The sequence below is a fragment of the Nostoc sp. 'Peltigera membranacea cyanobiont' 213 genome (assembly GCF_002245975.1).
In the GTDB taxonomy this organism is placed as follows: Bacteria; Cyanobacteriota; Cyanobacteriia; order Cyanobacteriales; family Nostocaceae; genus Nostoc.
On record NZ_NOLI01000085.1, the window covers coordinates 1 to 26550 of the forward strand.

The 26550-nt window shown below is 42.1% G+C and carries 21 protein-coding genes, 2 pseudogenes and 1 CRISPR repeat array; of the genes and pseudogenes, 6 read left to right on the forward strand and 17 right to left on the reverse strand.

Features of this window, described 5'->3' with window-relative positions; genetic code table 11:
• The coding region (gene nifJ, locus CDG77_RS21315) for a pyruvate:ferredoxin (flavodoxin) oxidoreductase (RefSeq protein ID WP_143857068.1) at positions 1-2525 on the forward strand (2525 nt) is incomplete at its 5' end.
• Between the two features lie 356 nt (positions 2526-2881).
• Here the strand turns inward: nifJ and CDG77_RS21320 are convergent.
• From CDG77_RS21320 to cax, 3 genes are all read right to left on the reverse strand, one after another.
• Complete coding sequence (locus tag CDG77_RS21320) at positions 2882-3619, reverse strand: DUF928 domain-containing protein (protein WP_094331324.1); 738 nt, start codon at positions 3617-3619, stop codon at positions 2882-2884.
• 292 nt (positions 3620-3911) lie between these two features.
• Positions 3912-5051 (reverse strand): serine/threonine-protein kinase, encoded by a 1140-nt coding sequence (locus CDG77_RS21325; RefSeq protein WP_094331325.1) that lies wholly within the window; start codon positions 5049-5051, stop codon positions 3912-3914.
• Positions 5052-5339: 288 nt separating this feature from the next.
• Complete coding sequence (cax, locus tag CDG77_RS21330; protein ID WP_094331326.1) at positions 5340-6431, reverse strand: calcium/proton exchanger; 1092 nt, start codon at positions 6429-6431, stop codon at positions 5340-5342.
• Positions 6432-6963: 532 nt separating this feature from the next.
• Here cax and CDG77_RS21335 point away from each other — a divergent pair.
• Positions 6964-9681, forward strand: a complete 2718-nt coding sequence (locus CDG77_RS21335; RefSeq protein WP_094331327.1) for a DUF3536 domain-containing protein — start codon at positions 6964-6966, stop codon at positions 9679-9681.
• A gap of 72 nt (positions 9682-9753) precedes the next feature.
• Here CDG77_RS21335 and CDG77_RS21340 read toward each other — a convergent pair whose 3' ends face one another.
• The 5 genes from CDG77_RS21340 to CDG77_RS36705 form a co-directional block, all read right to left on the reverse strand.
• Positions 9754-9999 carry a hypothetical protein gene (locus CDG77_RS21340; protein WP_094331328.1) on the reverse strand — a complete coding sequence of 82 codons (246 nt, stop codon included), beginning with the start codon at positions 9997-9999 and terminating at the stop codon, positions 9754-9756.
• Positions 10000-10034: 35 nt separating this feature from the next.
• Positions 10035-10280, reverse strand: a complete 246-nt coding sequence (locus CDG77_RS21345; RefSeq protein WP_094331329.1) for an HNH endonuclease — start codon at positions 10278-10280, stop codon at positions 10035-10037.
• A gap of 132 nt (positions 10281-10412) precedes the next feature.
• Entirely contained in the window at positions 10413-11516 is a 1104-nt protein-coding gene (locus CDG77_RS21350) for a Gfo/Idh/MocA family protein (RefSeq protein ID WP_094331330.1), read from the reverse strand.
• A gap of 33 nt (positions 11517-11549) precedes the next feature.
• Entirely contained in the window at positions 11550-12017 is a 468-nt protein-coding gene (locus tag CDG77_RS21355; RefSeq protein ID WP_094331331.1) for a DUF4870 domain-containing protein, read from the reverse strand.
• A gap of 175 nt (positions 12018-12192) precedes the next feature.
• Positions 12193-12336 carry a hypothetical protein gene (locus CDG77_RS36705; RefSeq protein ID WP_181154286.1) on the reverse strand — a complete coding sequence of 48 codons (144 nt, stop codon included), beginning with the start codon at positions 12334-12336 and terminating at the stop codon, positions 12193-12195.
• A gap of 50 nt (positions 12337-12386) precedes the next feature.
• Between CDG77_RS36705 and CDG77_RS21360 the strand changes: the two genes are divergently transcribed.
• Together CDG77_RS21360 and CDG77_RS21365 are read left to right on the forward strand one after the other, a co-directional pair.
• A complete protein-coding gene (locus tag CDG77_RS21360; protein ID WP_094331332.1) occupies positions 12387-13877 on the forward strand; it encodes a BamA/TamA family outer membrane protein in 1491 nt (496 codons plus the stop codon).
• A 24-nt stretch (positions 13878-13901) separates the two neighbouring features.
• Positions 13902-14231 (forward strand): annotated as a pseudogene (locus CDG77_RS21365) (2OG-Fe(II) oxygenase family protein); the annotation flags it as partial.
• Between the two features lie 308 nt (positions 14232-14539).
• Positions 14540-15306: direct repeats of the CRISPR family, unit length 37 nt; unit sequence ATTGCAATTCATCAAAATCCCTATTAGGGATTGAAAC.
• Between the two features lie 146 nt (positions 15307-15452).
• On the opposite strand, the gene CDG77_RS21375 reads toward CDG77_RS21365, so the two are convergent.
• Entirely contained in the window at positions 15453-15686 is a 234-nt protein-coding gene (locus tag CDG77_RS21375) for an EF-hand domain-containing protein (protein WP_094331334.1), read from the reverse strand.
• Positions 15687-16187: 501 nt separating this feature from the next.
• Between CDG77_RS21375 and CDG77_RS21380 the strand changes: the two genes are divergently transcribed.
• Complete coding sequence (locus CDG77_RS21380) at positions 16188-17075, forward strand: NAD(P)-dependent oxidoreductase (RefSeq protein WP_094331335.1); 888 nt, start codon at positions 16188-16190, stop codon at positions 17073-17075.
• Between the two features lie 452 nt (positions 17076-17527).
• On the opposite strand, the gene CDG77_RS21385 is transcribed toward CDG77_RS21380, so the two are convergent.
• The 6 genes from CDG77_RS21385 to CDG77_RS21410 all read right to left on the reverse strand — a co-directional run bounded on the left by CDG77_RS21385 (position 17528) and on the right by CDG77_RS21410 (position 24484).
• Positions 17528-18616 (reverse strand): sensor histidine kinase, encoded by a 1089-nt coding sequence (locus CDG77_RS21385; RefSeq protein WP_094331336.1) that lies wholly within the window; start codon positions 18614-18616, stop codon positions 17528-17530.
• A gap of 134 nt (positions 18617-18750) precedes the next feature.
• The gene (locus CDG77_RS21390) at positions 18751-19461 is read right to left on the reverse strand and encodes a response regulator transcription factor (protein WP_094331337.1); all 711 of its coding nucleotides are present in this window, start codon (positions 19459-19461) and stop codon (positions 18751-18753) included.
• An 89-nt stretch (positions 19462-19550) separates the two neighbouring features.
• Entirely contained in the window at positions 19551-20246 is a 696-nt protein-coding gene (locus CDG77_RS21395) for a LabA-like NYN domain-containing protein (RefSeq protein ID WP_094331338.1), read from the reverse strand.
• A 789-nt stretch (positions 20247-21035) separates the two neighbouring features.
• Positions 21036-22115, reverse strand: coding sequence for a fatty acid desaturase (locus tag CDG77_RS21400; protein WP_094331339.1), 1080 nt, complete (start codon positions 22113-22115; stop codon positions 21036-21038).
• Positions 22116-22332: 217 nt separating this feature from the next.
• Complete coding sequence (locus CDG77_RS21405) at positions 22333-23385, reverse strand: fatty acid desaturase (RefSeq protein WP_094331351.1); 1053 nt, start codon at positions 23383-23385, stop codon at positions 22333-22335.
• Positions 23386-23665: 280 nt separating this feature from the next.
• A complete protein-coding gene (locus CDG77_RS21410; RefSeq protein ID WP_094331340.1) occupies positions 23666-24484 on the reverse strand; it encodes an acyl-CoA desaturase in 819 nt (272 codons plus the stop codon).
• A gap of 90 nt (positions 24485-24574) precedes the next feature.
• Here CDG77_RS21410 and CDG77_RS21415 point away from each other — a divergent pair, with 90 nt between their 5' ends.
• Positions 24575-25810, forward strand: coding sequence for a methionine gamma-lyase family protein (locus CDG77_RS21415; protein WP_094331341.1), 1236 nt, complete (start codon positions 24575-24577; stop codon positions 25808-25810).
• A gap of 259 nt (positions 25811-26069) precedes the next feature.
• Here the strand turns inward: CDG77_RS21415 and CDG77_RS21420 are convergent, their stop codons facing one another.
• Positions 26070-26411, reverse strand: coding sequence for a cupin domain-containing protein (locus CDG77_RS21420; RefSeq protein ID WP_094331342.1), 342 nt, complete (start codon positions 26409-26411; stop codon positions 26070-26072).
• A 15-nt stretch (positions 26412-26426) separates the two neighbouring features.
• Positions 26427-26546, reverse strand: a pseudogene (locus tag CDG77_RS35640) (glutathione-dependent formaldehyde dehydrogenase); the annotation flags it as partial.
• Between the last annotated feature and the right edge of the window lie 4 nt (positions 26547-26550).

A 26550-nucleotide genomic window follows, 5' to 3' on the forward strand; every position in this document is an offset into this window, starting at 1 on the left:
CAGGGGGAGTAGGGGGAGAAAATACTTGTTCATCTCCTAAAATTGTTGGTGGTCGTTATGGTCTTTCTTCTAAAGAATTTACGCCGGCGATGGTGAAGGGGATTTTTGATAATCTTGCTGAAGCTAAACCGAAGAATCATTTTACGATTGGGATTAATGACGATGTTACTTACACTTCTCTAAAATTTGACTCCAAATTCTCTACAGAATCGGATAATGTTGTTCGGGCAATGTTCTATGGGTTGGGTTCAGATGGTACTGTTGGGGCTAACAAAAACTCTATCAAGATTATTGGTGAAGAAACCGACAATTACGCCCAAGGCTACTTTGTCTACGATTCCAAGAAATCTGGCTCGATGACTGTCTCTCACCTCCGCTTCGGGAAAGAGCCAATTCGTTCTACCTACTTGATTGACCAAGCTAACTTTATTGGTTGTCATCATTGGGGATTTCTGGAACGCATAGATATTTTGAAAGCTGCTATTCCTGGAGCGACTTTGCTACTTAACAGTCCTTATGATGCAGATAGCGTCTGGGAATATTTGCCGCTCAAAGTGCAGCAGCAAATTATCGATAAGCATTTGAAGTTATACATCATAAATGCTAGCCAAGTTGCTCGTGAAAGTGGCATGGGTGGCAGAATTAACACCATTATGCAGGTCTGTTTCTTTGCTTTGGCGGGAGTCTTGCCGCAAGAAGAAGCGATCGCTAAAATCAAACAAGCGATTGATAAGACCTATGGTAAAAAAGGCGCTGAAGTTGTCCGTATGAATCTACAAGCCGTAGACAATACTCTAGACAACTTGCATAAAGTAGATGTCCCACAAACAATTCTCAGCACAGACGCGATTAATCGCGTCTCCACTCTTAACTCCGCTCCCGAATTTGTGCGGGAAGTGCTAGGCAAAATCATGGTATGGGAAGGTGATGATTTAGCTGTTAGCACACTACCAGTTGATGGCACATTTCCCGTAGGTACTGCCAAATGGGAAAAACGTAACGTTGCTGAAGAGATACCTGTGTGGGAGCCGGATGTCTGCGTTCAGTGTGGGAAGTGTGTGATGGTTTGTCCCCATAGTGCCATCCGTGCAAAAGCTTATCAGGCGGATGAGTTAGTCAATGCACCAGGAACCTTTAAATCAACAGGTGCAAAAGATAAAGACTTTGCCAATCAAAAATTTACCATTCAAGTTGCCCCAGAAGACTGCACTGGATGTACCATTTGTGTAAATATTTGCCCTGCTAAAGATAAATCTGAGCCATTGCGGAAAGCGATTAACATGGCACAGCAGTTGCCTTTACAAGAGCAAGAGCGGAAAAACTGGGATTTCTTTTTGAGTTTACCTAATCCTGACAGGCGATCGCTAAAATTAAGCCAGATCCGCCAACAACAACTGCAAGAACCTTTATTTGAATTCTCTGGTGCTTGTGCGGGTTGTGGTGAAACACCTTATTTAAAACTATTAACCCAATTGTTTGGCGATCGCGCCGTCATCGCCAATGCTACAGGTTGTTCCTCAATCTATGGTGGAAATCTCCCCACCACGCCTTGGACAACAAACGCCGAAGGACGCGGCCCGGCGTGGTCTAATAATCTATTTGAAGATAACGCCGAATTCGGTTTTGGCTTCCGCCTTTCCCTGGATAAACAAGCTGAGTTTGCGGCGGAATTGTTGCAACAGTTGGGGAGTGAAATAGATGAAAACCTTGTCTATTCCATTCTGAAAGCTGAACAAAAATCTGAGGCTGACATTTGGGAACAGCGCGAAAGAATAGAACTGTTGCAGCAAAAGTTAGATGAAATTGTTACTTTCGATCCTAACCTCAAATCTAAAATCCAAAATCTCAAATCCCTTGCCGATTACTTGGTAAGAAAAAGCGTCTGGATTGTTGGCGGTGACGGTTGGGCTTATGATATTGACTTTGGCGGCATCGATCATGTCATTGCCAGTGGTCGAAATGTCAACATTTTGGTGATGGATACAGAAGTGTATTCTAATACAGGCGGTCAATCTTCTAAAGCTACGCCACGAGCCGCAGTTGCTAAATATGCCGCCAGTGGTAAGCCTGCACCGAAGAAAGATTTAGGGATGATTGCGATGACATACGGAAATGTCTACGTAGCGAGTGTAGCTCTTGGTGCTAGAGACGAACATACCCTCAAAGCATTTTTGGAAGCAGAGGCTTATAATGGGCCATCAATAATTATTGCTTACAGCCATTGCATCGCCCACGGCATTAACATGACTACCGGGATGAATCATCAAAAAACTCTGGTAGAATCAGGTCGGTGGTTGTTGTATCGGCATAATCCAGAATTGCTTAACCAGGGTAAAAATCCATTGCAATTGGATATGCGATCGCCAACACAACCGGTAGAACATTCAATGTATCAAGAAAATCGCTTCAAAATGCTCACTAAGAGTAAACCGGAAGTAGCCAAGCACTTGTTAAAACAAGCCCAAACTGAGGTAGATGCCCGTTGGCAGATGTACCAATATTTGGCAAAACGTGAGATCGTTTGAACATCTATGCTGGTTTTGATGACAAACATCAGCGATTTCTACGACAGACGTAGCTGCGGCATCATTATCTGAAAATTACAAATAATATCATGTCCGCTTGATTGCTTATTAAACCCGAAGAACCCCACCCCGCCAAAGCTATGCTTTGTCTCCCCTCCCCGCTTGCGGGGAGGGGTTCTTTTATTATGGGTAATTTAGCGGACACGATATCAGAGGATGTTTGAGATAGACATGGGGTATGCTAAGGAAATCTAAATAAAGCACCCTGCATTAAACAAAAATTGCAACCCAGATCCCCGACTTCTTTAAGAAGTCGGGGATCTAAATCATCATTTCTATTCTTCCACTTTTTCTAATTAGCGATCGCTGGCAATTTTCTGGAGATATTCGATTCGTTGCTGAGTCTTTTTTTTCTCTCCGTTACTGCCCGTAACTAATTCAGACTGTGCAAGGTCTTTAATTAAAGTTGCCCCAGCCTGACCCAGTTTACCATTACTGGTTGCTTTCAATGCTTCTTCGAGTGCTTCATACCATAGCTCGTTTTCAGCATAATAATTTACGCTTTCGGTAATGCTAGTAAATTGCCTCTTAGCGAGTGATTCAGGATTGATGACAGTAAATTCTGCACGTCTAACAATCGGATTATTTTCGCAGTCAATTGCAATTTGCCATAAATATGTTTTACCCACTGTAAGTTCGGGGTAATCAAGGGGAAGTTTTAGCTTGTTAATTCCGATTATTGTTGGTATTTCTTCAACTTTGCCAATTTCTTTAGGGGTTGCATTTGAATCAAATTCAAACAGCCGGAATTTCACATTTTGGGAACTTGGCATATACCAAACTAACATGGGGCGTGTGGAAGCGGTTTTACCGATAAATGTATGAGGTGCAAGCTGTGTCAGTGGGATACCACCGTTACCTGAACATCCACGCCGGCCACCTGTACGGGAATATCCACTGGCTGGTTTGCGATCGCCTGGTTTAGGGTTAAACTCAGCAAATGCTGGAATTGCTGTCATCAAAAAAACCACGCCTACAAGTAAGCTTGTAAGTCTGCGGTTCTTTCGCCAAAATCCCAAATGTTGATAACTCATGGTAGATGTTGTTGATTGTAGGGCGATCTGAAACTTTTAAAACTCTTACTCTTTTTCTATTTTCGTGAGGCAAATCATGATTTAAGAAAATTGCCCCTTTATATTCCTCGATATCCTCTTTGAAGTATTTGCCTATTTTAATTGGATATGAATTTTCGATCTATGCAGAAAAGTGTAAATCTACAGACTTGAGCTTACTATACTTGAATTATATTGAGTATTTGTAGGGTGCGTTACGCAAAACGCTAACGCACCCTACGTATCTGTTCAAAAATCAAATCGGATTTTTATATTAGGGGTTATTATTACCAAGATATTTGGCTTTTAATTCTTCTAATTCTTCATCTATTTTGCTTTTACTAGTAGGCTGAGATGTCGGGGTTGCTGGTTGTATTTTATGTGGTTGAGGTTTGTTGCCACCCAAAAATTGAGTTTTCATTTCCTCTAATTCTCGATCGATTTGACTAGGAGATGGCGAGACAAATGCGGGTGGAGAATTAGGTGAAGATTGAGGGATCGGTTTTGAGGCGATCGCTGGCGCGGCTGCGACTTGCGACTGGTGATTTAAGTCTTTGAGAACTTCATCTACTGTTTGATAACGCCGAATGGGAATACTTTCTAGCATCTTGTTGAGAATGCGGCTCAACTGATTACTGATGGGAGTTTTCAAGTATTGCTGCCAAACCCAAGTATCATTGTTGGTATCATAGGAATCAAAGGGCGATCGCTGGGTTAATAAATTAACACAAGTCGCACCCAAACTGTAAATATCGCTGGCGAAAACAGCCCTACCTCTCATTTGCTCAGGGGCAACATATTCAGGACTACCAATACTTGTACCAGTTTTATTTAAGGCAGTGCCAGTGGCAGATTTAGCCGCACCAAAATCTACTAATACTAGTTTGCGATCGCTCTCCCGTAAAATGATGTTTTCTGGCTTAATATCGCGGTGAATTACGTGTCTCGCATGACAAAATTGCAAAACTGACAATAAATCATTTAATAGTTGCCGGATTTGCGTTTCATTAAAAGCACCCCTATGTGCCAATTCCTGGGCTAAGTTGTGCCCGTCGATAAATTCTTGTACAAGATATTGCCGAGCTTCTTGGGTAAAATATGCCAGGAGTTCGGGAATTTGGGGATGTTTGCCCAATTCATCTAACTGCACCGCTTCTTGGTTAAATAACTCTACAGCTTTTGCAAGAGTGTTAGTGCCTTGGGATTGGGGATAAAATTGCTTAATTACGCAGCGTGGTTTTGAGGGTTTATCCTCATCCACAGCTAAGAAAGTTTTGCCAAAACCACCTTGTCCGATTGGTTTGATAGCACGGTAACGTTCTTTGAGGAGTAACTTAGAACCGCAAGTCCGGCAAAACTTGACATCAGTAGGATTTTCAGGCTTGGGACAATGGGGATTAAGGCAGTAGCTCATATAGGCGATCGCTCTTATATGTTCTTATTTTCTCCTGTCCCAGGCAAAAGGGTGTAATTAACAGATTTTAAATTTTGGATTTTGGATTTGTGTCACCCACAAAAGGAACGTGACTTGGATTTAAGACTTGTCTAACTTATGCTATTTTTTTGTTGAGAAAGAGGAGTTTTTTGGGGTTAGAAAAACTATTGCTGATATCTGGTGCGGAAAATCTAAAATTGGCTCTGTCATGACTCATAATCGAGTGCGATCGCTTTGGGTTAAGCTATGAGCGATCGCACTGCTAAACTACCCCATACCTTCCATAACTGGATGGAAGTAGAAGGCGAACCCCAATACTGTATAGGCAGCTAATAATAAAGTGCCTTCGAGCCAATTGGATTTACCATCAGAACTAATACTGTTGGCAATCAACACTGATACAACCACAGCTACTAATTCAAAGGGTTTGAAATCCAAATCCATTGGTTTACCCAATATCCGTCCAGCTATCACCAACACGGGCGCGACAAATAGGGCAATTTGCATACTCGATCCCACAGCTACCGAAAGGGAAAGATCCATCTTATCTTTCATTGCTACGGTGACTGCTGTGGCGTGTTCAGCCGCGTTACCGACGATGGGAACTAAAATCACCCCTGTAAACAGCGCCGTCAAACCTAGTTGAGATGTAGCCACTTCTAGAGAATCGACCAACATTTCTGACTCAATTGCCACAAGCAAGGTACAGATTAGCAGCACCCCAACCCATAACTTCATATTTGGTTTAGCGTGAGGGATTTCCTCTTCTTCTGTCTCCACTACACCCACATCATATAGATAAGAGTGGGTTTTCATCGAAAATAGCAGCGTTAGGGCATAAACCAGAATTAATACAACAGCAACAGCAATAGAAAGATTTTGCAGTGTTTCTTCGTTAATTCCTTGAGAAGTATAATTCATCGCCGTTGGCATCAAAATGGCAATTACTGCCAAATTCATCGAAGCAGCATTCACCCGCGCCACAATTGGCTGAAATGTCTGTTCTTTGTAGCGCAGTCCTCCCAAAAGCATCGAGAAACCCATTACCAGTAGTAAGTTGCTGATAATCGATCCCGTGATACTGGCTTTAACTACATCTATTAAACCAGCATTCAGCGCTACTAGGGCGATAATTAATTCTGTTGCATTGCCAAAGGTGGCGTTTAACAACCCCCCCAATGATGGCCCCACTACCACAGCAATTTCTTCTGTGGCTGTACCCATCCAAGCTGCTAAGGGCAAAATTGCTAATCCAGCTGTAATGAAAACTAACAATTCTCCCCACTCCAGAAAGTGGGCTGCTAGGGAAACTGGGATAAACAGTAATAAAACGAAAAGAATAATGTTTTTGGTTGACATTTGTTGTTTTGGGTTGAGGGTATCATTCACAGCGAGCAATCCTAAATTTTAAATTTGGGGTGTTGAATTAACAATTACTTTCACTCAGCACTCCGACATGATACTCTCAACCGTCTGTAGAGCAATTCAGAAATTGTACTGTTTTCGGTTCATTACAGAGGATGTAAAATAAGATTGCGATTTAAGGAGTTTTCGTAATTTTTTGTTGCAAAAGTATGAATTTGAGCCAAATTATTACACCAAGAATGGGGTTTAATGTATTAAAAGACAATTAAATTTTTGATTTAGCGCTGCTAACGAAAAAACCCCTAACTGAGCCTTTGTTCAATGGCTAATTACTTTGAGCCTTCAGGCAATGGGCTGGGCCATAACGCAGATTTCCCACTACAATGAGAAAGATTTGTCAAAAATTTTGTTGGATTTCATATTCATAGTTCTTGTTTATACCGGATTTTGCGCCGAAGCCATTGGAGAAAGGTTTACGCACAATGTTTTCGGTGCAACTACAAGTTTTTGTTTTGGATAAATATACATGACTTCTGCTGACCAAATGCCAGCTAGCTCTGGCTCAACGTTAACATTACATTCAGATCCCAATAACACCAAAGAAAGCGATCCCCTGAGAAAGGCTAATGGTGTTTATGTGACGGTGCATGGTCATTTTTACCAGCCACCAAGGGAAAACCCTTATCTGGACGCAATTGAACGCCAACCGAGCGCTGCACCTTTCCATGATTGGAATGAGCGGATTCATTGGGAATGCTATCGCCCGAATGCCTTTGCCAGAGTCTTAAATGACCAAGGTGAAGTAGTGGGGATCGTCAATAATTACGAGTATTTCAGTTTTAATATCGGCCCAACGCTGATGTCGTGGCTAGAACGCTACGATGTGGAGGTTTATCAGCGAATTCTAGAGGCGGATGCCAAGAGTAGCCAACGCTTGGATGGTCACGGCAATGCGATCGCGCAAGTATACAATCACATCATCATGCCTCTGGCGAACGATCGCGACAAATATACCCAAATTCGCTGGGGTAAAGAGGACTTCCGCTCCCGCTTTGGCCGCGATCCCGAAGGGATGTGGTTAGCGGAAACTGCTGTAGATTACGCCACCCTAGAAGCCCTTGTTGCTGAGGGGATTCGCTTCATTATCCTTGCACCGTCTCAAGCATTGCGTTGCCGTCCCCTCCCCACAGAAGATCGTTCCCATCCTGAATGGATCGAAGTTGGTGGTAGTCAAATTGATTCCACCCGTCCCTATCGTTGTTATTTGAAGCCCACACTAAACACTTCATCTTCACCTCTAAGTGCGATCGCCGATAGCCCCAAAGATGGCAGTAGAGAAGAATTACCCTACATTGATATCTTTTTCTACGATGGCCCGATATCGCGGGACATGGGTTTTAGTGATGTCGTTTATAATTCCAGTCATTTTGCCGGACGGATCGGTTCAGCAGTGCGTGGGGATCATCGTCCAGCCCAGTTAATCTCTGTGGCGACGGATGGGGAAACCTTCGGACATCACAAAAAAGGGACTGAGAAAACTTTAGCCTACGCCTTTACCAAAGAGTTTCCTCAACAAGGTTGGACAGTAACGAACTTCGCCCACTATCTCAGCTTAAATTCTCCCGGTTGGGAAGTGGAATTGAAGTCAGTCACAGCCTGGAGTTGCGCCCACGGTGTCGGCAGATGGGAAGATGACTGTGGTTGCGGTGGAGAAGGTGGTGTTTGGCATCAGAAATGGCGTCGTCCCCTGCGGGATGCCCTAAATTGGCTGCGGGATAAGCTCACTGAGGTGTATGAGGAACATGGCAGGCAGTTATTTCGCGATCCCTGGCAAACACGAGATGAATATATCCAAGTCATGCGCGATCGCTCTGCTGCCAATGTTAACCGTTTTCTCGCCCGCCATCAAACCCACAAACTAACAGCAGCCGAACAAGTAGACGCTTTGCGCCTATTAGAAATGCAGCGTCACGCTTTGTTAATGTTCACAAGTTGCGGCTGGTTTTTTGAAGAAATTTCCCGTCCAGAGGGGACGCAAATTATGCGCTACGCCGCCCGGGCTTTGGAATTAGCAGGGGAAGTGGCTGGTGTGCAGTTGGAAAAAGGCTTTGTCAAACGTCTTGGTTTAGCCCCCAGTAATGTGGATGAATTTAAACACGGTGCAGAAATTTATCGGCAACTCGTGTTAACTGCCCAGCTTGGCTTTAAGCAAGTAGCAGCCCATTACGCTATTACTTCCCTGTTTACTAATCAGAAACCAGCCCAGGCGCACAATTCTTTGCCCAGAAAAGATGTGGCTGACAAACAGTCGCAGCGTTACCACAAAAAGGTTTATTGCTACGCTGCCAATGAGCTAGATTACCAACTGCAACGTATGGGATCGCTAACTCTGGCTATCGGAAATTTAAAGCTGGTATCAGAGATTACTTGGGAAAGCGAGCATTTGGTATTTGCGGTTCTGCATTTGGGAGGCTGGGATTTCCACTGCTGTATTCAACAATTTACTGGGCGGCGTGACTACAGCCAAATCAAAGAAAAGCTGTTTGAGGCACTCAAACAAGCTAGTGCTGCTCATACTATCTTGGTAATGACACAGCTATTTGGCGAAGAAGCTTTCAGCTTACAAAATCTATTTGCTGAAGAACGCCACCGAATTATGGGGCTGCTTAGTCAGGAAACGCTGACACGTTTAGGACAGTTGTATACCCAAGCCTACCGCGATAATTATGGCGTGCTGATGGCGTTTCATCGAGATGAAATCGCAGTACCGCAAGAGTTGCAGGTAGCAGCCGATATTGCTTTAGGGCATCGCTGTTTGATGACATTGCGATCGCTTGAGCAAGAGATTGCCGATCCCCAAAAGAGTTGGAGTCATATCTTAGAATTGGAAGCGATCGCTACTGAAGCAAAACATCTGCGTTGTCGGCTGAATATTCCCGACGGGAAACAGATGTTAGAACAGTTAATTGCGCGATCGCTTTGGCAATTGTTGCACGATGCTAATGGTAGCTTTAATGCAGATATCAAGTTACTGGAGCGATTGATTGATGTCGGGGATCAACTAAATATTGACATTTCCCTACAGCGATCGCAAGAACTCTATTTTAGTTGTCTGCAAAGTCAGATTGCGCCGGTGTGTATTACTAGCCTTGGCAATGAAGCAGAGAATCAGTGTCTTCAGTTGCTCAATTTGGGCAAAAAGTTAGCCGTTGATGTCAGCACGATCTCAAATCAATTGGGATAGATGTAGGGTAGTACGGTAAAAATCTCACACACAGAAAAGGGGAAAGTTTTCCCCTTTTCTTTTTAATTTACTTTACTTAGTCTGGGAGCGATCGCAATGGTAAGGATAAAGCCACTCACACTTAAAGAGTCCGTGGGTATGTTTCTCAAAAAAGGTTCCTGCATGGCGGTTAGGTGATATATCAATCCCAGCTTTCGTTTTAATCTCATATAGCCAGGGAAAGGCTATTACTAAAACAGCCATAAAAGTGAATAAGTAAAGAATCGAAGTTTTAATATTGAGGAATCTTCGAGAACTGCTATTCTGATTTTGAGGCATAGAAAAGAGAAATTAATCGCCCATACCATCGTAACTTAAAGCTGAAAATATCGTCGGAAGCGGGGGTCAATATTGTCTCTTTTTTGCTGATTGCAAGTCATACAGAGAGTTTGTAAATTGCTGATATCGTTTTGACCACCACGGGCAAGGGGAATGATATGGTCAATGCTAAGGTTCGTTTCTGTAGTAGTTTTACCGCAGCTTTGGCATTGATATTTGTCACGTTCAAAAACATATTTCTTGACTTCCGGCGGAATACTAATACGGGGAGTTTTGTTCATTTTATTTCTAGTGATTAAGAAATTCGGCGTTGCATATTTATGGGATTATTTTACTATTTTTGTGGGATGGGCATCTTGCCCGTCCCTTGTATTTCCGGGCGGGCAGGATGCCCACCCCACAAGAATCATCCCTTAATTCAGCAACGCCAGAAATCCTTCTAAGCTAGGTACATCGACCCAACTTGCTTTTGTATGAGATTCATGGGATAAATCCATCAACAACTGAGAATAAATACCTTCTCGTAGTGATGGTGTAATTTCCTGATTGCGTTCAATTCCTTGTATCCATTGGTCTACTACGCGGATAAATGCCGAAATGCGGCCATCAGCATAGTTTTTGGGGAAAATTAACCGATTCGGTATTTCTATTTCCGTTAAGGGTTTACCTGGCTGGGAACCCCAAACCCGAAAGCCGTGGATATAATCTTTTTGATTTTCACTGCCTACAATTAATGTACCGCGATCGCCATATACTTCTACCCAATGGGTTCTTGATGCATGAACAACCGCGCTGATCGAAAGTTGGCAAGGTGTACCATTTGCTAATTCCAGGGTTAATATACAGTTATCATCTGTATTCACTGGCTTAGATTTCCCACTAACAGGGTCAACTCGTGTAGGAATCGCAGTAGTTAAATGGGCGTTTAATCTCCGCACTGGCCCGAATAACCAGTGAATGTAATCGAAGGCGTGGGAACCCAAAGATCCTAATGCACCACCTCCTTTTTCTTTGTCAGAATACCAATTCCAAGGGCGTGAAGTATCAGCACGAGAAGAACCTAACCAATCAATTTTAATTAAGCGCAACTCACCCACATAATCTTCTAATAATAGTTCAGCAAATAACTGCCATGCTGGTACAAAGCGAAATTCAAAATCTACAGTCGCAATTACGCCTTTTGCTTTTGCTAACTGATAAAGTTCTTTAGCCTCAGTTGCATTTAAGGTTGTCGGTTTTTCTAATAATAAATGTTTCCCAGCTTGCAGTACAGTTTTTGCCATTTCATAGTGCAAAAATGGCGGTGTAGAGATGCTGACTGCTTGCACTTCTGGTAATGCCACAATATCAGCCAGGGAGTCGGAGGCGTGGGGGATATTATGGGATTCTGCTATGGCTTTGGCTTTATTTATATCTCGGTGATAAACAGCAACTACCTCAGTCCCAGGATGCGCTTGGAATCCGGGGATGTGGACTTTTTGACCAAATCCAGTCCCTGCGATCGCAATTCCAATCATATAATTTTTGTTTCCATACTTATGTGATTTTTATTATCGTAAAACTCTAATTGTAAAAGGGTAACGATAATGCTCACCCTTGTAAGCTTTTACAGAGGCAAATGTCACTATAAACGATTGGAGTATGAGTTTGAACGAAAATAGTGATGCAAGTACAATTAATAAGCCATCTAAAGTATTTTTTATTTCATGGGCTGAACCATTATTAGTCACAACTAGACTCAAGCTAGTTATTAATAAAATTAAGGATATTGCTATGACAATCAAGGTATATAATGTTAAAGAAAATTGAAAATTTAAGGATTCCTTTCCTTGTAAATCAATCCAAGGATATTTTGCTTTTTTAAAGCGCCAAATCAGGAGAGGAGCTAAAAGATTTAAAGGTAAATATAAAGGGATGCCAAGAAATACTAAAAAAACTAATAACATCCATCCCAACAAAGCCGATAAATGACACAACACCGCCCAGATACGTATTTGTTGTTTAGGTTTTTGTCTCATGGCTTTTTATATGTAGGTGGATTTACCAGATAGTTACCCACTTTAATTATCTACAAAAAAGCTAAAAAAGAGCTTAAAGACTGAGTATTTGTCTGTCATAGTTTTTGGGAAGAGGTTCTATTTCCCAGACTATAGCCTCTTGTGGCAGTAGCGCAACTTCAAAACTTTTGAGAACTCAATCGACTTGAGCGATGGCGTAACCGCCCGATAGAGGCGATCGCAACTTGAAAACAGTCTGACGGTTTATACTGAGTACTGGCGAAACAAGCAACCGAATTTTGGGATACTCAATAGCAAGGTTAATATAGAACTTACGCAAAAGAGATCCGCTCTCTGCTGTAAACTTAATAACACTAACGGATTTTCAATATGCGAGTTCAAATAACTGTAGTTGCGATCGCAGTAATGTTAGTAGGTGGTAAAAATCTAGAAGCCCTTGCAGACTCGCAACCTTCTATTGAAGATAGCGCTAGTGGGATTGTAACACTAGAAGCTACAAACCAAATAAGGGGAGGGTATGCCAAATATGGTGATTATATAGGAGTAACTTTAGGAGATAGCCAGACCCTGGAAATTTCCCAAAAAGTTGTCAAAGATATCCAGATACGTTTTACTAATGAAAAAGGTCTGCCAATCAGAGGGCGGACTCAGAAAGATTTTATCATTGGTTTGCTGAAACTCAAACCAGGTCAGATATTCCGTGAAGATTTACTTCAAGCAGACTTGCAACGATTGAGGAGATTAGAGTCATTTAATCAAGTCAATGTTTACCCTAAAGAAGATGCTTTCGGTGTTAATATTCTTTATGCAATCAAAGAGCGTAGCTTCCCTTCTCTCATCTTAGGAGGCGGTAATAACGATGACGTTGGGCTATACGGTCGGGTAGGTTATAAAGATGAAAATGTTAGCGGTCTGAACGATAGAATAGACACAGTTTTGCAGTTTAGCACTAAAGATGTCCAATTTGACGGTCAATTTACTAGCCGTTATCGTTCTGAAGAACCAAACCGTTTAGGTTATAGCATTAGAGGTTTTCGGACACGAAATACATCGGGAACCTTCAACGACGATATCAGATTGGCTGACGGCAGCAAAGTGCGAGAAGGCAGATTTGGTGGTTCTGTGGCACTTTTACGATCTTTTGATGAGTGGGATACATCTGTAGCGCTTAACTATACCAGAATTAGCCTGCGCGATGGAGACTATAACGTTGTCCAGGTCGATAGATTGGGGAGTCCTCTATCTGTGAGCGGGACTGGAATTGATGACCTATTTACAGTATCATTTGCTGTATCCAGAGATCAACGCGATCGCAGAGACAATCCGACTCAAGGATCGATCCTCACCTTCAGCACAGAACAAGCGATTCCCATTGGACTGGGGAATATTTCCAGCAACCGCTTACGGGGAGACTATATTCAGTATTTTCCAGTCAGTTGGATAGGTAATGGTAGACCAACCGACAATCCAGAAATGTTGGCAATTAATTTACAAATTGGTACAACTATTGGAAACTTCCCACCAGCCGATGCTTTTAATATTGGCGGCATAGATTCTGTCAGAGGTTACGGTTATGGTAAAGTTGCCAGTGGCCGGAGTTATGGTTTAGCTTCCGTGGAATATCGGTTCCCAATTTTTCAATCAATAGGTGGAGTTGTCTTTACTGACTTCGGCTCAGATTTCGGGTCTAGCGACAGCGTGCTAGGAGAACCAGGAGTGCTGCGAGGCAAACCTGGAAGCGGCTTTGGTTACGGTTTAGGATTGCGCCTCAACTCTACCTTTGGGCTAATTCGAGGCGACTTAGGAATTAGCGACCAAGGAGAAGTTAGATTTGAAGTTACTACAGGTCAGCGATTTTAATCTCATTAGTTTTTACAGGTTAAATCCAAGTCAGCTTGGGTTGCTGCGCCTCCCGTTCCCGGTTCCTTTGTCTGCAATATCGGCGATATGCTAGATAAAATGACGGGTGGTTTGTATTGTTCTACACCTCACCGGGTGCAAAACCAGTCCCAAAATCATCGCCTTTCATTCCCCTTCTTTTTCGATCCCAATTTCGATGTAGAAGTGAAGCCGATTCAATTAGATAATATAGTGGCGAATAATGGCGATCGCTGGGATAAAGCTAACATTCATGATTTTCGCGGAACTTATGGCGATTATGTGTTGAATAAGGTGTCTAAGGTTTTTCCAGAATTGCGGCGAACAGTATTATAGAGTTTGAAGCCATTTTTTTTGCTGAGTCCCCTTTTGGTTAGGTTCCTGTATTTCCAATGCGCGGAAGGGTAGGTGTACAAATTTCACAAGCCCAAAAAAGTGCTTCTATCTCAACACCAGCAAGCATTTCACCCAATCATCGCCCAATTATCATCCGCGCAATCTCTGAAATGCTTACAAAAAGTGGGTTTCAGCCTTTAAACTTTCCTGGCACTCTTTCCAAACGAATTCTCTAATGCTATGATTGCTCAAGAATCGCGCAACTGCACCTTGAAAACTAAATACAGCCTGGCTTTGCGGCTTCCGCTATTGCAATTCATCAAAATCCCTATTAGGGATTGAAACTGGAAGCTCTAAAGTCAATGTAAAACTTCCTGAATTGCAATTCATCAAAATCCCTATTAGGGATTGAAACGAGATCCGTACTAAGGGAGGATTGCAAGCCCACAACATTGCAATTCATCAAAATCCCTATTAGGGATTGAAACACATTCATGCTACGCAGGCTGTCAGCGATATACTTCGATTGCAATTCATCAAAATCCCTATTAGGGATTGAAACATCTTGCAAGAGGCATCTCCAAATAAAATAGATATATTGCAATTCATCAAAATCCCTATTAGGGATTGAAACAAGCGCGACAATATCCCAGCGATTGCTAACTTCGATTGCAATTCATCAAAATCCCTATTAGGGATTGAAACTTGCCCTGCTTATAACAGGGCTTCTTTTTTACTTGATTGCAATTCATCAAAATCCCTATTAGGGATTGAAACCCGCTATTCCCAAGGCACAGAAAGGTTATGCGGACTCAAATTGCAATTCATCAAAATCCCTATTAGGGATTGAAACTGGATCTGGATGCTTTGGGCGGACAGTGTAGCGGTTTATTGCAATTCATCAAAATCCCTATTAGGGATTGAAACATTAATACCCTTACCTTACAAAATTATCATGAATAGAATTGCAATTCATCAAAATCCCTATTAGGGATTGAAACTGCACGGCGCTGGTTTTTTGAATGCCGGGAATTAGAGATTGCAATTCATCAAAATCTCTATTAGGGATTAAAAGCCTTTACAGTCTATTGAACCTCTAGATGAAGTATCGGTAGAGTGAAGCGATCTAAAATTTAACCAGTGACCTATAAAAGGCAAATCCCTCTCTACAGGAGTGTAGAAAGGGATTTATGGGGTATTAATACCCTTTTTTTTTGACTCCTAGTTTAAATTATTTGCTTTATCAACTGCTTGCTTTAATTCTTCAAAAGTAATACTACCGTCTTTGTCTGAATCATAATTTACTAGTAATTCCTGGGGACTAGTGGTATTTGTTTCTGATGAGATGATTGCACTTAAGCCAGGACTTAAAAAAAGATCGTTAATGGAGACTTTGCCATCTCGATCGCTATCTAAGATATTAAAAAGAGATTGAAGCTCTTGCTCGGTTGTCATAAGTTTCTATCTGAATTACTTTTTCAATTTAAATTTAATATCTCAAAATCTTGACAAAGATGCAAGGATAGTGAAGACAGTCAAGTGTGCAAATGTAGTAAATTTAACGCTACCTAGTGTATATAATGATAGGGTCTCAAACGCGATACTTCCAAAATCTCCCTCTAATTCAGTAATATCCTCTCTGATTGTCGCTAATCACCTAGAAACGGCGAATCCCTCTCTAGTGGTGAGTAGAGAGGGATTTTGGGTGGGCTATGAAGAGGTGAAGGGGATGTTCCCCAGTGGGGGGAGATGTCGGGAAATAAACTCTTTATTACAATTCATCAAAATCCCTATTAGGAATTGAATGACTCCTATTTATTCTTAGTAAATAGCTTGCTTGTTAAGCTTATGCGTGGTTTGATTTAAATACGGTATCTACATCAACATGTCGTATTTTATTGATAACTCAACTACCTGAATCAACTTGTCAGCCATAAAATAAATATAAAACTTTCTATGCCTATCCAAACTATTGGTATTTTAAGCCCAGGTGATATGGGGCAGGCGATCGCAGCTGTTCTCAATCAAAATGGATTGAAAACTATTGCTGCTCTAGACAATCGCAGCGAACGAACTCGGCAATTAGCAGCCGCAGCCAATATTCAAGATGTAGGTTCCCTTACACAACTGGTAATTGAATCTGATGTAATTTTATCAGTTCTAGTCCCCGCAGCCGCCACCGAAGCAGCGAATCTTGTAGCTGAGGCGATGGGCAATGTTGGTAAACAGATCCTCTATGTTGACTGTAATGCGATCGCACCCCAAAAAGTCATAAATATCGCCCAACTCATCGAATCAGTTGGCGGAACATTCGTAGATGCATCAATCATTGGCCCGCCACCAAGAATTCCCAATCGTACCCGCATATACACTTCAGGAAAACAAGCACATCAACTCCAACAACTGCGAGATTGTGGCTTAGATGTGCGGATAATTGGCGATGAAATTGGTCAGGCTTCGGGGTTAAAAATGTCATACGCAGCCTTGACAAAAGGACTTACAGCAATTAGCACAGAATTGCTGATTGCAGCCCATCGTTTAGGCTTGGATAAGGAACTATGGGATGAAATATCTAATAGCCAAAAGGAACTTGCTAGCATATTAACCCGTTCCATTCCAGCGATGACACCAAAAGCGCATCGTTGGGTAGGAGAAATGGAAGAGATTGCAGAAACCTTTAAAGATTTAGGTCTGACTGAGCGCATTTTTCACGGAGCAGCCGACGTTTACCGCTTGGTGAAAGAAACCTCTTTGGGTAAGGAAACACTAGAAGAATCAAATAGCGATCGCCCCTTGGATGAAATCATTACAATCCTCTCCAATGAAGCAATTTCCGACACCTAGATGACGCTGGAGGCTGACCCAAAGCACGCCGAGTTACGTTATTTGGTCAGTCTTGGGAGCGATTTTGAGGGAACAAGTAGGCGATCGCAGCGTAACCCGAAACGCTGAGTAAACTAACCAAAAAAGCAGCCAGAACTAAAGTAGACATACACACTTCTACCCAAATGCCAAATAAACTTTATATTCCATACAATTCCAAAATCTCGACACCCATCAAAAAACCAGATTTTGGATTAATCCGCTTTAGTTAAGGCTTCATCCTCTCTACCACTCTTTTTAAGGAGGGAATAAAGCCCCCCTAGAAAAGGGGGGTTTGGGGGGAGCAAGCGGCGCAAAAGATTACTAACGCCAAGCGGATTAAATTTTGTATATTTTTAAGTTAACAATTGGGTATGACACAACCGTGACTACCTTGTGTCAATGCCTTGTATCTCAAGGGTTTTGACTCAAATTTAAGCCAAAGGCAGAAAAAATCGAAATGTACTGCCAACTCCCAACTCGCTTTCTACCTGAGTTTGACCGCCTTGTAGTTCAATCAAACGATGGGAAATAGTTAAGCCAATCCCTGTCCCTCCCGAATGGCGATCGCGCGATTGGTCGGCTCGCCAAAAACGCTCAAACACATGAGGCAAATTTTCTGGAGCGATACCAATGCCTGTATCTATAACCGCAATCCAGAGAAGAGAAGCTTCAGTTCCAACACGAATCGTAATTGAACCTTCGTTAGTGTAACGCACTGCATTACCCAGCAGATTAACCAGCACTTGTTCTGTGCGGTCAATATCTGCCAATACAGGAGGTAGCACAGATGGACATTGTAAGAGCAAAACTGGCCCGTCTTCTAACAGTTGATCGGTGAATTTTTCCACTAATGACTCTAACAACGGACGCAGATTAACCCGTTGGATATTAATTGGTAGATAACCAGCTTCTGCCTTAGACAGTTCTTGTAAATCGTTCACCAACCGCTCTAAGCGCCTAGTTTCTTTAGCTAAACGTCGATAAATTTCAGGAGATGCTTCAATTTCTCCATCAGCCAGTTCTTCCAAGTAACCGCGCACCACTGTTAACGGTGTCCGTAATTCATGGGTCATATCTCCAATCACCTCTCGCCGCCGCGCTTCCACCCCTTCTAAACTGGCTGCCATCCGGTTGAAACTAGCACCCAGTCCATTCAGTTCTGGAATATCAGACATAGGTAATCGCGCATCCATCTGACCAGCAGCAAATTTTTGGGTGATTTGTTCCATTTCTGTCAAGCGCTGCATAATCCGTCTAGACACCCAATAACTCAATCCTCCGGCGGCGGTAGTGCCGACTAAGACTGACCAAATAGTGCTTCGCTGCCAAGCAAGTTCAAATCCTGTAACCAATTCAGTCCGAACATCAATTAAGTCAAACCCCTCATTTTCTAATCGTTCCAAATGCAGGACAAATAAGTGGGGAGAGGAGATTTTACTGATGCTCACCAGACTAGCTACCCCCACAATCATTACTACCAAGTGGGAGAAAAATAGGCGCGTTCTCAGCCCCATTTTCATAATATTTAGGGAACTCCAAAAAATAAATTATTCCAAATTCTAGACTTAACACGATTATTCCTCCCCCTGCTCCCTGCTCCCTGCTCCCTGCCCCTCTGCCTAGCAATGTGATATTTTTTTTAGTTAGAAGCCCCTTACGCTACCGGAGGATCTTCAAATTTATAGCCCACACCAACAACAGTTTTAATAAAAGTAGGATTTGCCGAATCAGGCTCAATCTTTTTTCGCAACCGAGCTACATGAGTATCAACCACTCGTTCATCGCCAAAAAAGTTATCTCCCCAAAGTTTATCAATTAGTTGAGTGCGGTTCCAAACTCGACCGGGATTGCTAACAAAGGTGGTTAGCAAGTTAAATTCTAGGGTAGTTAAGTCCAAAATTTCTGGTTGCTGAGAATTTATCTGACGGCTAGCAGTGCGCTGGTCTACATCGACGATAAAGTGTTGGGTACGATTGACTTGATGTTGTCCCCCTTGGCGGAGACTACGCCGCAATAGTGCCCGTACCCTAGCTACCAATTCTCTAGGGCTAAAGGGTTTTACCATGTAATCATCAGCACCAGTAGATAGACCAATCACGCGATCGATTTCCTCACCCTTAGCCGTAAGCATTAAAATGTAAGGATCTTTTGCACCTGGTTTCTGGCGAATTCGGGCACAAACTTCCAATCCATCCAAACCAGGAATCATTAAATCTAGAATGATTAGATCGGGTGGTTGCTCCTGAAACATCCGCAAAGCATTCATCCCATCGCGGCTAGTGCGACAAAAAAAACCTTCTTTTTCTAAAGATAGTTCAATTAAATGAGCAATTTCTGGTTCATCTTCAACTATTAAAATATCCATTTCAATTAATAATCAGACTTGGGCAAATAAAGGGCAAACAAGGGGCAAAATCCCCTTGTTAAAAGTAACCAAACTTCCGTCAGAGTGGATTAAAGGTTTGAGTTTGACGGCGTGCGATAACTATAGCCAAGATGAGAATCTTTTTGAATGTGTGTTTTAATACTATCGAGGTCAATGAAGCAGTCAGCAACATCAATCAAGCTTTCGCTAGTAGTAGTTTGGAGACTGACCACTTCTACCCGCACTCCCATTCTGCTAACAGCATTCACAGCATAAGCTAAATCTCCATCCCCACTGACTAAAACCGCAGTATCATAATAGGGAGCTAAAGCGATCATATCTACAGCAATTTCTACGTTCAGATTTGATTTTTTGAAATTCTCTGCTGGTTGCATGATATCTTTAGCGACTACACGATAGCCATTACGACGCATCCACAATAAAAAACCCTGTTGCTTTTCATTGCTGATATCAACCCCAGTATAGAAAAAAGCACGTAAAAGTCTTGAACCATTGGTTAAATGACATAGCAATTTAACGTAGTCAATTTCTATACCGAGTTGCAAAGCTGTATGAAATAGGTTTAAGCCATCAATAAAAATTGCAATTCGACCACGATTCAAGCTATTGACAATAGAACCATCAGGTGCAGGATCTTGGTTTTTTGGATCTTTACTTTTGACCGTAGTATCAGTCAAATTTTGCCCTTGCCAATGTGGTTTAGTTTTGAGTACTTTAGGTTCTTTAAATTCATTTCTTTGTTTGCTAAAATTAGTTATAATCATTGATACCTCTGATTTTATAAGCGAGAAAGAGTCTTGGGTAAATTGTCTATACTATAGTCTGTGCTGATTTTTGACACTAGCAGGTAATTGTCTTGAGTCAAAGTTGGGTTGAGGATATATTGCTTGTTTCCACAGATTATGTTAATCCTTACCCACCAAGACAGCAAGAGTTTGGAGAAAATAAATCTTGCTATAAGGGTAGAGGCAAAAATTAGGGAACGCCATCTAGACCATTTTAATTTTACCTCTGTATTTTAATAACCTTACAGCCAGGAGGTTGAGATTTGCAGCAAGTGAAGGAAGCTCAAATACTGGCAGAGTAGAAGCACTAATAAAAAATATGCGATCGCTCCTCAGATACCATTTATAAAGTAAATCTTAAGTTAGAGTGGATTGCGGCTTTAGCCTAACGCATGGCTATATAACATGGTGCGTTAGGCGCTCATATCAAAATATGCACCTAACACACTCGATAATAATTTTTATTTGTACTTTATAAATAGCTCCTCAAAAGGCAAGTTTTCTTAAAGTATTTAGGTAATCTTTAAAATGCAATTTTTATAAAGTTTATCCTTCAATAGTCAGAAAACAATCAATCCGGTTTAGATAAGATCCCCCGCCTATGGCGACCTCTTAAAAAGGGGAGTAAAGGAGAAAAATAGCCCACCTTTTTAAGGTGGGTTTGGGGATCTTCACTCGGTAAACAAGCTAACCGAATCGGATTGATGAGAGAAGACTGACGGAAATACATGATTCCTAACTTATTTGAAGAAATCGAGAATCTGAATCTTAGTCTTTCGCTAACTTATTATGGGATATGTAGTAAACCTTACTACCAGTATCAGGGACAAAATGGCAGCTGATACATGAATTCCATAATGACTTCCAAATTGGTTCTTCCGATTTGTGGAAATACTCACCCATCACTGGTTTGATTGCCTCAGTTGCCTTCAGCAAATTGTAGTGAGGAATGTTAAGGAATATATGGTGAGCAACATGAGTACCGATATCGTGATGGATATGATTAACTAAACCATAATCACGGTCAATACTAGAAATTGCGCCTTTTAGGAAAGTCCAATCTTCTCCACGATACCAGGGAAGTTCAGGCTCAGTGTGGTGCAAGAATGTCACCAAATCGAGCCAAACAATGAACACGAGGTAGGGCACAGCGTAATATTTCAGCAACCACATCCAGCCCCATTGGTAGGTGAGGAAACCCAGCAAACCTACCATCCCAATCAAAAGCACAGTACTAGTAATAACATCCCATTTTTCCGATGGTTTGAAAAGCGAACTACTGGGCAAAAAGTGGGAGCCTTCCTTGTTAGGAGAACGCTTAAACAGATACACAGGATAGGCCAATAGAAAAACATAATATCTGCCTATTTTTTGTGCTAAAGGCATCTCCTTATATTGTGATTCGCTTACCGGATACCAGCTTTCATCGTTATCGATGTTGCCAGTATTTTTGTGATGGGTTCTGTGACTAATCCGCCAACCATGATAAGGAACAAGTATTGGTGTGTGAGAAAGATGTCCAATCAAATCATTGAGCCATTTATGCTTAGAAAAAGATTGGTGTCCGCAGTCATGTCCGACTACAAATAAAGCCCAAAACATCGTTCCTTGCATGAGCCAGAAAATCGGAAAGAAAAGCCAAGAATCCAGGTAAGAAGCAACTGCATAAAGCAGACCGATAATCAGGATGTCACGAAAGAAGTAAAAAAGTGATTTTGTCACATTGGGCTGAAAGCATTCAGCAGGAATTGCAACTTTTAAATCCTGAAGAGTGAAAGGTAATTTAGTCGGATCTTCAGACTTTTCACAGCCAGTAGAATCGTTGAACGTGATGATATTTGATGACACTGGATTCTTTTGTTGGATATAAATCGGAACTTTAATCGAGACAAGATCATCTCAACTCTAGAATGCCCACGATCCTAGCGATCGCTAACACACAAGAGGATAATTTCTGGCAATTTATCTAAAAATTTATTCATTAAACAATTGCCAGATTCTATTAAAACACAGCACGATCAACGCTCTCGTTAATTAAAGAGCGTGAGTGTAATCACAGCGCTATTTATTGCTTTGTGTAATGTTCGTTAAAAGTCTTATAACCAACATCAGTTGTGTACAGTTGACACTCGTCTGTAATCTGCTTCATTAAAGGCCAAGAAAACTGACACTCATCATGGAGATAAGGCTCCCAATTTTCTTTGATGCTGCTGTAAGCTAGCCGCAAATTATAAGAAGGAATCGCAGTGGAAATATGATGAGGGACATGAACATTGATATCGTGGCACAGGATTTCTACCCAACGCGGATAATCGCAATGGATAGTGCCAGATAACTGTGCTAGAGCTTCATTCCACTTATTTGCTGTCGCAAAAGGAACATCTGCGGCTGTATGGTGAACAATAGTAAAAGTACTCATCCAAAAATGGTAAATCATCCAGGGTACTAGCCAGAACTTGACAAACCCCCAGATACCAGTCGTGGCGACCAGAAGTGGAAAAGCGATCGCACTAAATACAACCACTACAGCCACAGAAAGCTTGATGCTGGATTGGTCTTTAGTTTTGAAGTTCCGCCAATCAAAATGCACAACTGCCCAATGGCCGATAGAACCTACCCACCAGAGGCGTTTACGCATGAACAGCTTAAAAGCAGACTGACGGGTTGTATCCCAATTTTCAAACACTTCTGGTCTGATTGGATGCCAAGCGTTATCCTCATCCAGTTTGTTGGTATGAGTATGGTGATAATTATGCTTAATCCGCCAACTATGAAAAGGATAAATTAAAGGCATCATGAAGAAATGCCCCACCAAATCATTTACCCAACGGCGTTTGGCAAAAGACCTGTGACCACAATCATGACCAATTACAAAAAAACCTGTTAAAGCAGTACCCGTAAAAATCCAAGCTAGGGGCAAAAGAAACCAAGGAGTGATAATCAGGCTGTAATAACCCAAGGCAACGGCCAAGACACTTAGTATTGCTTGTGTCCAGGCTTTGCGACGGTTCTGCTGAAAACATTCCCGTGGCAGGGTTTTGATAATATCTTTGAGCCGGAAGTCGGAATTACCAGGCTCGTCACTTAGTTTTTGGCTGTTAATTATTGATGTAGTCATGAACACCTGAAAAACAACAAACTCCTCCACCAAGTCACCAAAAGTAACTTGCCGCACAAATTCTTCACATTAGCGCTTCGGATTATAGCAACCTAATAGACACAAGCGCACCAGTAAGTATTATTAGTCAAGAGTCAAAAGCAGAGAATTTTGACTAATAACTTTAGATTTTAGATTATTTCGGCTCATGTCCCGATGCCAAGTATCCTTGTGGTCTCTTTCAATTCAAAAGACGCAGGCTTTACACTACGCTACGGGCAATCCAAAATCCAAAATTGACTTACTGCTTTGTTGGGGCCAACTTCACATTACTAGCTAGACCAACCGCTTGTAGCAATTGAACCGTCATCCAAGTTAAATCGATTTCCCACCATTCCAGCCCATGACGAGCTGAGTATTGAAAGGCATGATGGTTATTGTGCCAGCCTTCACCGAAAACTAGTACGGCTACCCACCAGCAATTAGTCGAGCGATCGCCAGAATCATAGCTCTGATAGCCAAATTTATGAGTCGCACTGTTCACCAACCAAGTGCAGTGGTAAACCCAGACAATGCGAACAAAAATTCCCCAAATAACAAAGGGCCAGCCACCCAGAAGCAAAAGCAATACACCCAAGGCAACCTGGATCAAAATGAAATATTTTTCTAAAAACTGATAAACTGGGTCTTCGGCAATATCTTTGGTGAAACGAGGAACATCAGCGTGAGCGGGACAATAATGAGTCAGCCAACCCATGTGGCTCCACCAAAAACCTTTATTAGAATCATGGGGATCGGTATCTGTATCAGAGTTTAAATGATGAATCCGATGTGTCCCGATCCACTCAATTGGGCCTCCTTGACAAGAGAGTGTCCCGAAGAAAACCAGGAGATACTCTAGCCATTTGGGAGTTTGAAAACTGCGGTGGGTGACAAGGCGGTGAAATCCTAGAGTAACGCCTAAACCGCCAGTCACCCAGTACAGCAAGAAACCCACACCAACTGCTGTCCAGCTAAAGTTACCAGGAACAAAAGCAAATAAAGCGCCGATGTGCAGTCCAATGAAAAACAGGGTGTTAACCCAGTTAATTTGAGGTTTGGTTGAGGTAGCAATTGTCATGCGATAACCTGAATTTGAATTTTCCTGCCTAGTCTGTGCGATTTGAAAATCCGCATATCTATAATTTAATTTTTTTTGAACGAGGAACTGATGAACAGCTTAGAACAGCTGCGGCAAGCAGAACAGGCACTATTAGAAATTTTTTCTGGAATTGACGCTCAGGTCAAGCATAATCTAAAACGAGTGCTGGATGCCTTTCGTAATCACCGTGTGGGCGCACACCACTTTGCGGGTGTAAGTGGCTATGGTCACGATGATTTAGGACGAGAAACTTTAGATAAAGTTTTTGCCGAAGTTATGGGTGCTGAAGCTGCGGCCGTGCGGGTTCAGTTCGTTTCAGGAACTCACGCGATCGCTTGTGCTTTGTTTGGTGTTCTCCGTCCGGGAGATGAAATGTTAGCAGTGGTCGGTTCTCCCTACGATACGCTTGAAGAAGTCATTGGTTTACGGGGTAAAGGTCAAGGCTCCCTTATCGAGTTTGGCATAAATTACCGCCAATTGGAGCTAACCCCCGAAGGAACTATAGATTGGCCAGCAATAAGACCTAATGTGACTGAAAACACTCGTTTAGTGTTAATTCAGCGCTCTTGTGGCTATTCTTGGCGACCTAGTTTATCAATTGCCGATATTGAAAAAATTGTCCACTTAGTCAAACAGCAAAACCCGAACACCGTTTGCTTTGTGGATAACTGCTACGGCGAATTTATTGAAACCAAGGAACCTACAGCCGTAGGTGCTGATTTAATGGCGGGATCGCTGATTAAAAATCCTGGTGGAACCATTGTCAGCGCTGGTGGTTATGTCGCCGGTCGCGCCGACTTAGTAGAGGCATCAGCTTGTCGCCTCACTGCTCCCGGTATCGGTAGTTATGGTGGTGCTACTTTTGACCAAAATCGCCTGCTGTTTCAAGGTTTATTTCTAGCACCGCAAATGGTCGGGGAGGCGATGAAAGGGACATACTTAACTGGTTATGTATTTGATAAACTCGGTTATCCAGTGAATCCTGCTCCCCTTGCTCCCCGTGGTGATGTAATTCAAGCAATTAAACTTGGTTCTGCCGAAAAGCTAATTGCTTTCTGTAAAGCCATCCAACAGCATTCTCCCATTGGTTCTTACTTAGATCCTGTTCCAGATGAAATGCCGGGATATGAGAGCAAGGTAGTCATGGCTGGGGGGACATTTATTGAAGGGAGTACTTTGGAATTATCGGCTGATGGGCCAATGCGATCGCCTTATGTGGTTTATTGCCAGGGGGGGACTCATTGGACTCATGTAGCGATCGCATTAGAGGCTGCGATTAATGCAATCGGATTTATGACAGATTAATGAAAGGCGATCGCATTAGTTATCTTTTGACAGGTTAGAGGAGATTCTTCTTTTTTCAATCTGCTAAAGGTTAGGATAAATCCAATTGGAAGATTGCGGCTTTTTGTGCTGAAGCCTCTGGATTTTGGAAATCAGGACTACTGATTCTCAGCAATTCTCATTTTGAAAAGAAAACAGGAAAAATTTTCTATTTAAAACAAGAGTAATTTTGTAGAATTATCCTTTTTTTAGCGATCGCCAAATTTCAGATCGGTGCAAATCAGTTCTCGTCCCGTCCGTGGACTTGAGCCGGTGGACTAGTTGCTTCAACAGCTGTGAATGGTTCCAATATTTTGTATGTGTGGCTGGCTCCTATGGGCACAACCCAAGAACTCCCAGGCTCTAGCAAAATCACTTGCCCTTCAATGTGCAATTCGGCACGACCATTAATTACATAACCTACTGTTTCATAGTCGCGCGAACTTGGTTCTTTGTTTTCGCTTGGTTGTTCGTCTTCCCAAAGACGCAGGGAAACAGATTTACCAGAAGCAAGATACTTCTGACCAAGTTTACCTTTAGGGGAGTGGGTAGAATCTATTTTTTTTACGCTGGTGTCGCTCATTTTAAACTAATCACCTTAAGGTTTGAGTACAACTTTGACGCAGTTATCTTTCTTGTCTTTAAAAATTTCATAACCGTGGGGCGCTTGTTCTAAAGGTAATCTGTGGGTGACAACAAAGGTTAGATCGATTTCACCTTTT

Excerpts from the sequence above, each read along its gene's own strand:
- CDG77_RS21420 (WP_094331342.1), bottom strand. The coding sequence starts at position 26,411 with ATGAGCGACACCAGCGTAAAAAAAATAGATTCTACCCACTCCCCTAAA.
- CDG77_RS21385 (WP_094331336.1), bottom strand. The coding sequence starts at position 18,616 with ATGAAAATGGGGCTGAGAACGCGCCTATTTTTCTCCCACTTGGTAGTA.
- CDG77_RS21335 (WP_094331327.1), top strand. The coding sequence starts at position 6,964 with ATGACTTCTGCTGACCAAATGCCAGCTAGCTCTGGCTCAACGTTAACA.
- CDG77_RS21320 (WP_094331324.1), bottom strand. The coding sequence starts at position 3,619 with ATGAGTTATCAACATTTGGGATTTTGGCGAAAGAACCGCAGACTTACA.
- cax (WP_094331326.1), bottom strand. The coding sequence starts at position 6,431 with ATGTCAACCAAAAACATTATTCTTTTCGTTTTATTACTGTTTATCCCA.
- CDG77_RS21355 (WP_094331331.1), bottom strand. The coding sequence starts at position 12,017 with ATGAGACAAAAACCTAAACAACAAATACGTATCTGGGCGGTGTTGTGT.
- CDG77_RS21350 (WP_094331330.1), bottom strand. The coding sequence starts at position 11,516 with ATGATTGGAATTGCGATCGCAGGGACTGGATTTGGTCAAAAAGTCCAC.
- CDG77_RS21415 (WP_094331341.1), top strand. The coding sequence starts at position 24,575 with ATGAACAGCTTAGAACAGCTGCGGCAAGCAGAACAGGCACTATTAGAA.
- CDG77_RS21395 (WP_094331338.1), bottom strand. The coding sequence starts at position 20,246 with ATGATTATAACTAATTTTAGCAAACAAAGAAATGAATTTAAAGAACCT.
- CDG77_RS21325 (WP_094331325.1), bottom strand. The coding sequence starts at position 5,051 with ATGAGCTACTGCCTTAATCCCCATTGTCCCAAGCCTGAAAATCCTACT.
- CDG77_RS21390 (WP_094331337.1), bottom strand. The coding sequence starts at position 19,461 with ATGGATATTTTAATAGTTGAAGATGAACCAGAAATTGCTCATTTAATT.
- CDG77_RS21345 (WP_094331329.1), bottom strand. The coding sequence starts at position 10,280 with ATGAACAAAACTCCCCGTATTAGTATTCCGCCGGAAGTCAAGAAATAT.
- CDG77_RS21405 (WP_094331351.1), bottom strand. The coding sequence starts at position 23,385 with ATGACTACATCAATAATTAACAGCCAAAAACTAAGTGACGAGCCTGGT.
- CDG77_RS21360 (WP_094331332.1), top strand. The coding sequence starts at position 12,387 with ATGCGAGTTCAAATAACTGTAGTTGCGATCGCAGTAATGTTAGTAGGT.
- CDG77_RS21340 (WP_094331328.1), bottom strand. The coding sequence starts at position 9,999 with ATGCCTCAAAATCAGAATAGCAGTTCTCGAAGATTCCTCAATATTAAA.
- CDG77_RS21380 (WP_094331335.1), top strand. The coding sequence starts at position 16,188 with ATGCCTATCCAAACTATTGGTATTTTAAGCCCAGGTGATATGGGGCAG.
- CDG77_RS21410 (WP_094331340.1), bottom strand. The coding sequence starts at position 24,484 with ATGACAATTGCTACCTCAACCAAACCTCAAATTAACTGGGTTAACACC.
- CDG77_RS21375 (WP_094331334.1), bottom strand. The coding sequence starts at position 15,686 with ATGACAACCGAGCAAGAGCTTCAATCTCTTTTTAATATCTTAGATAGC.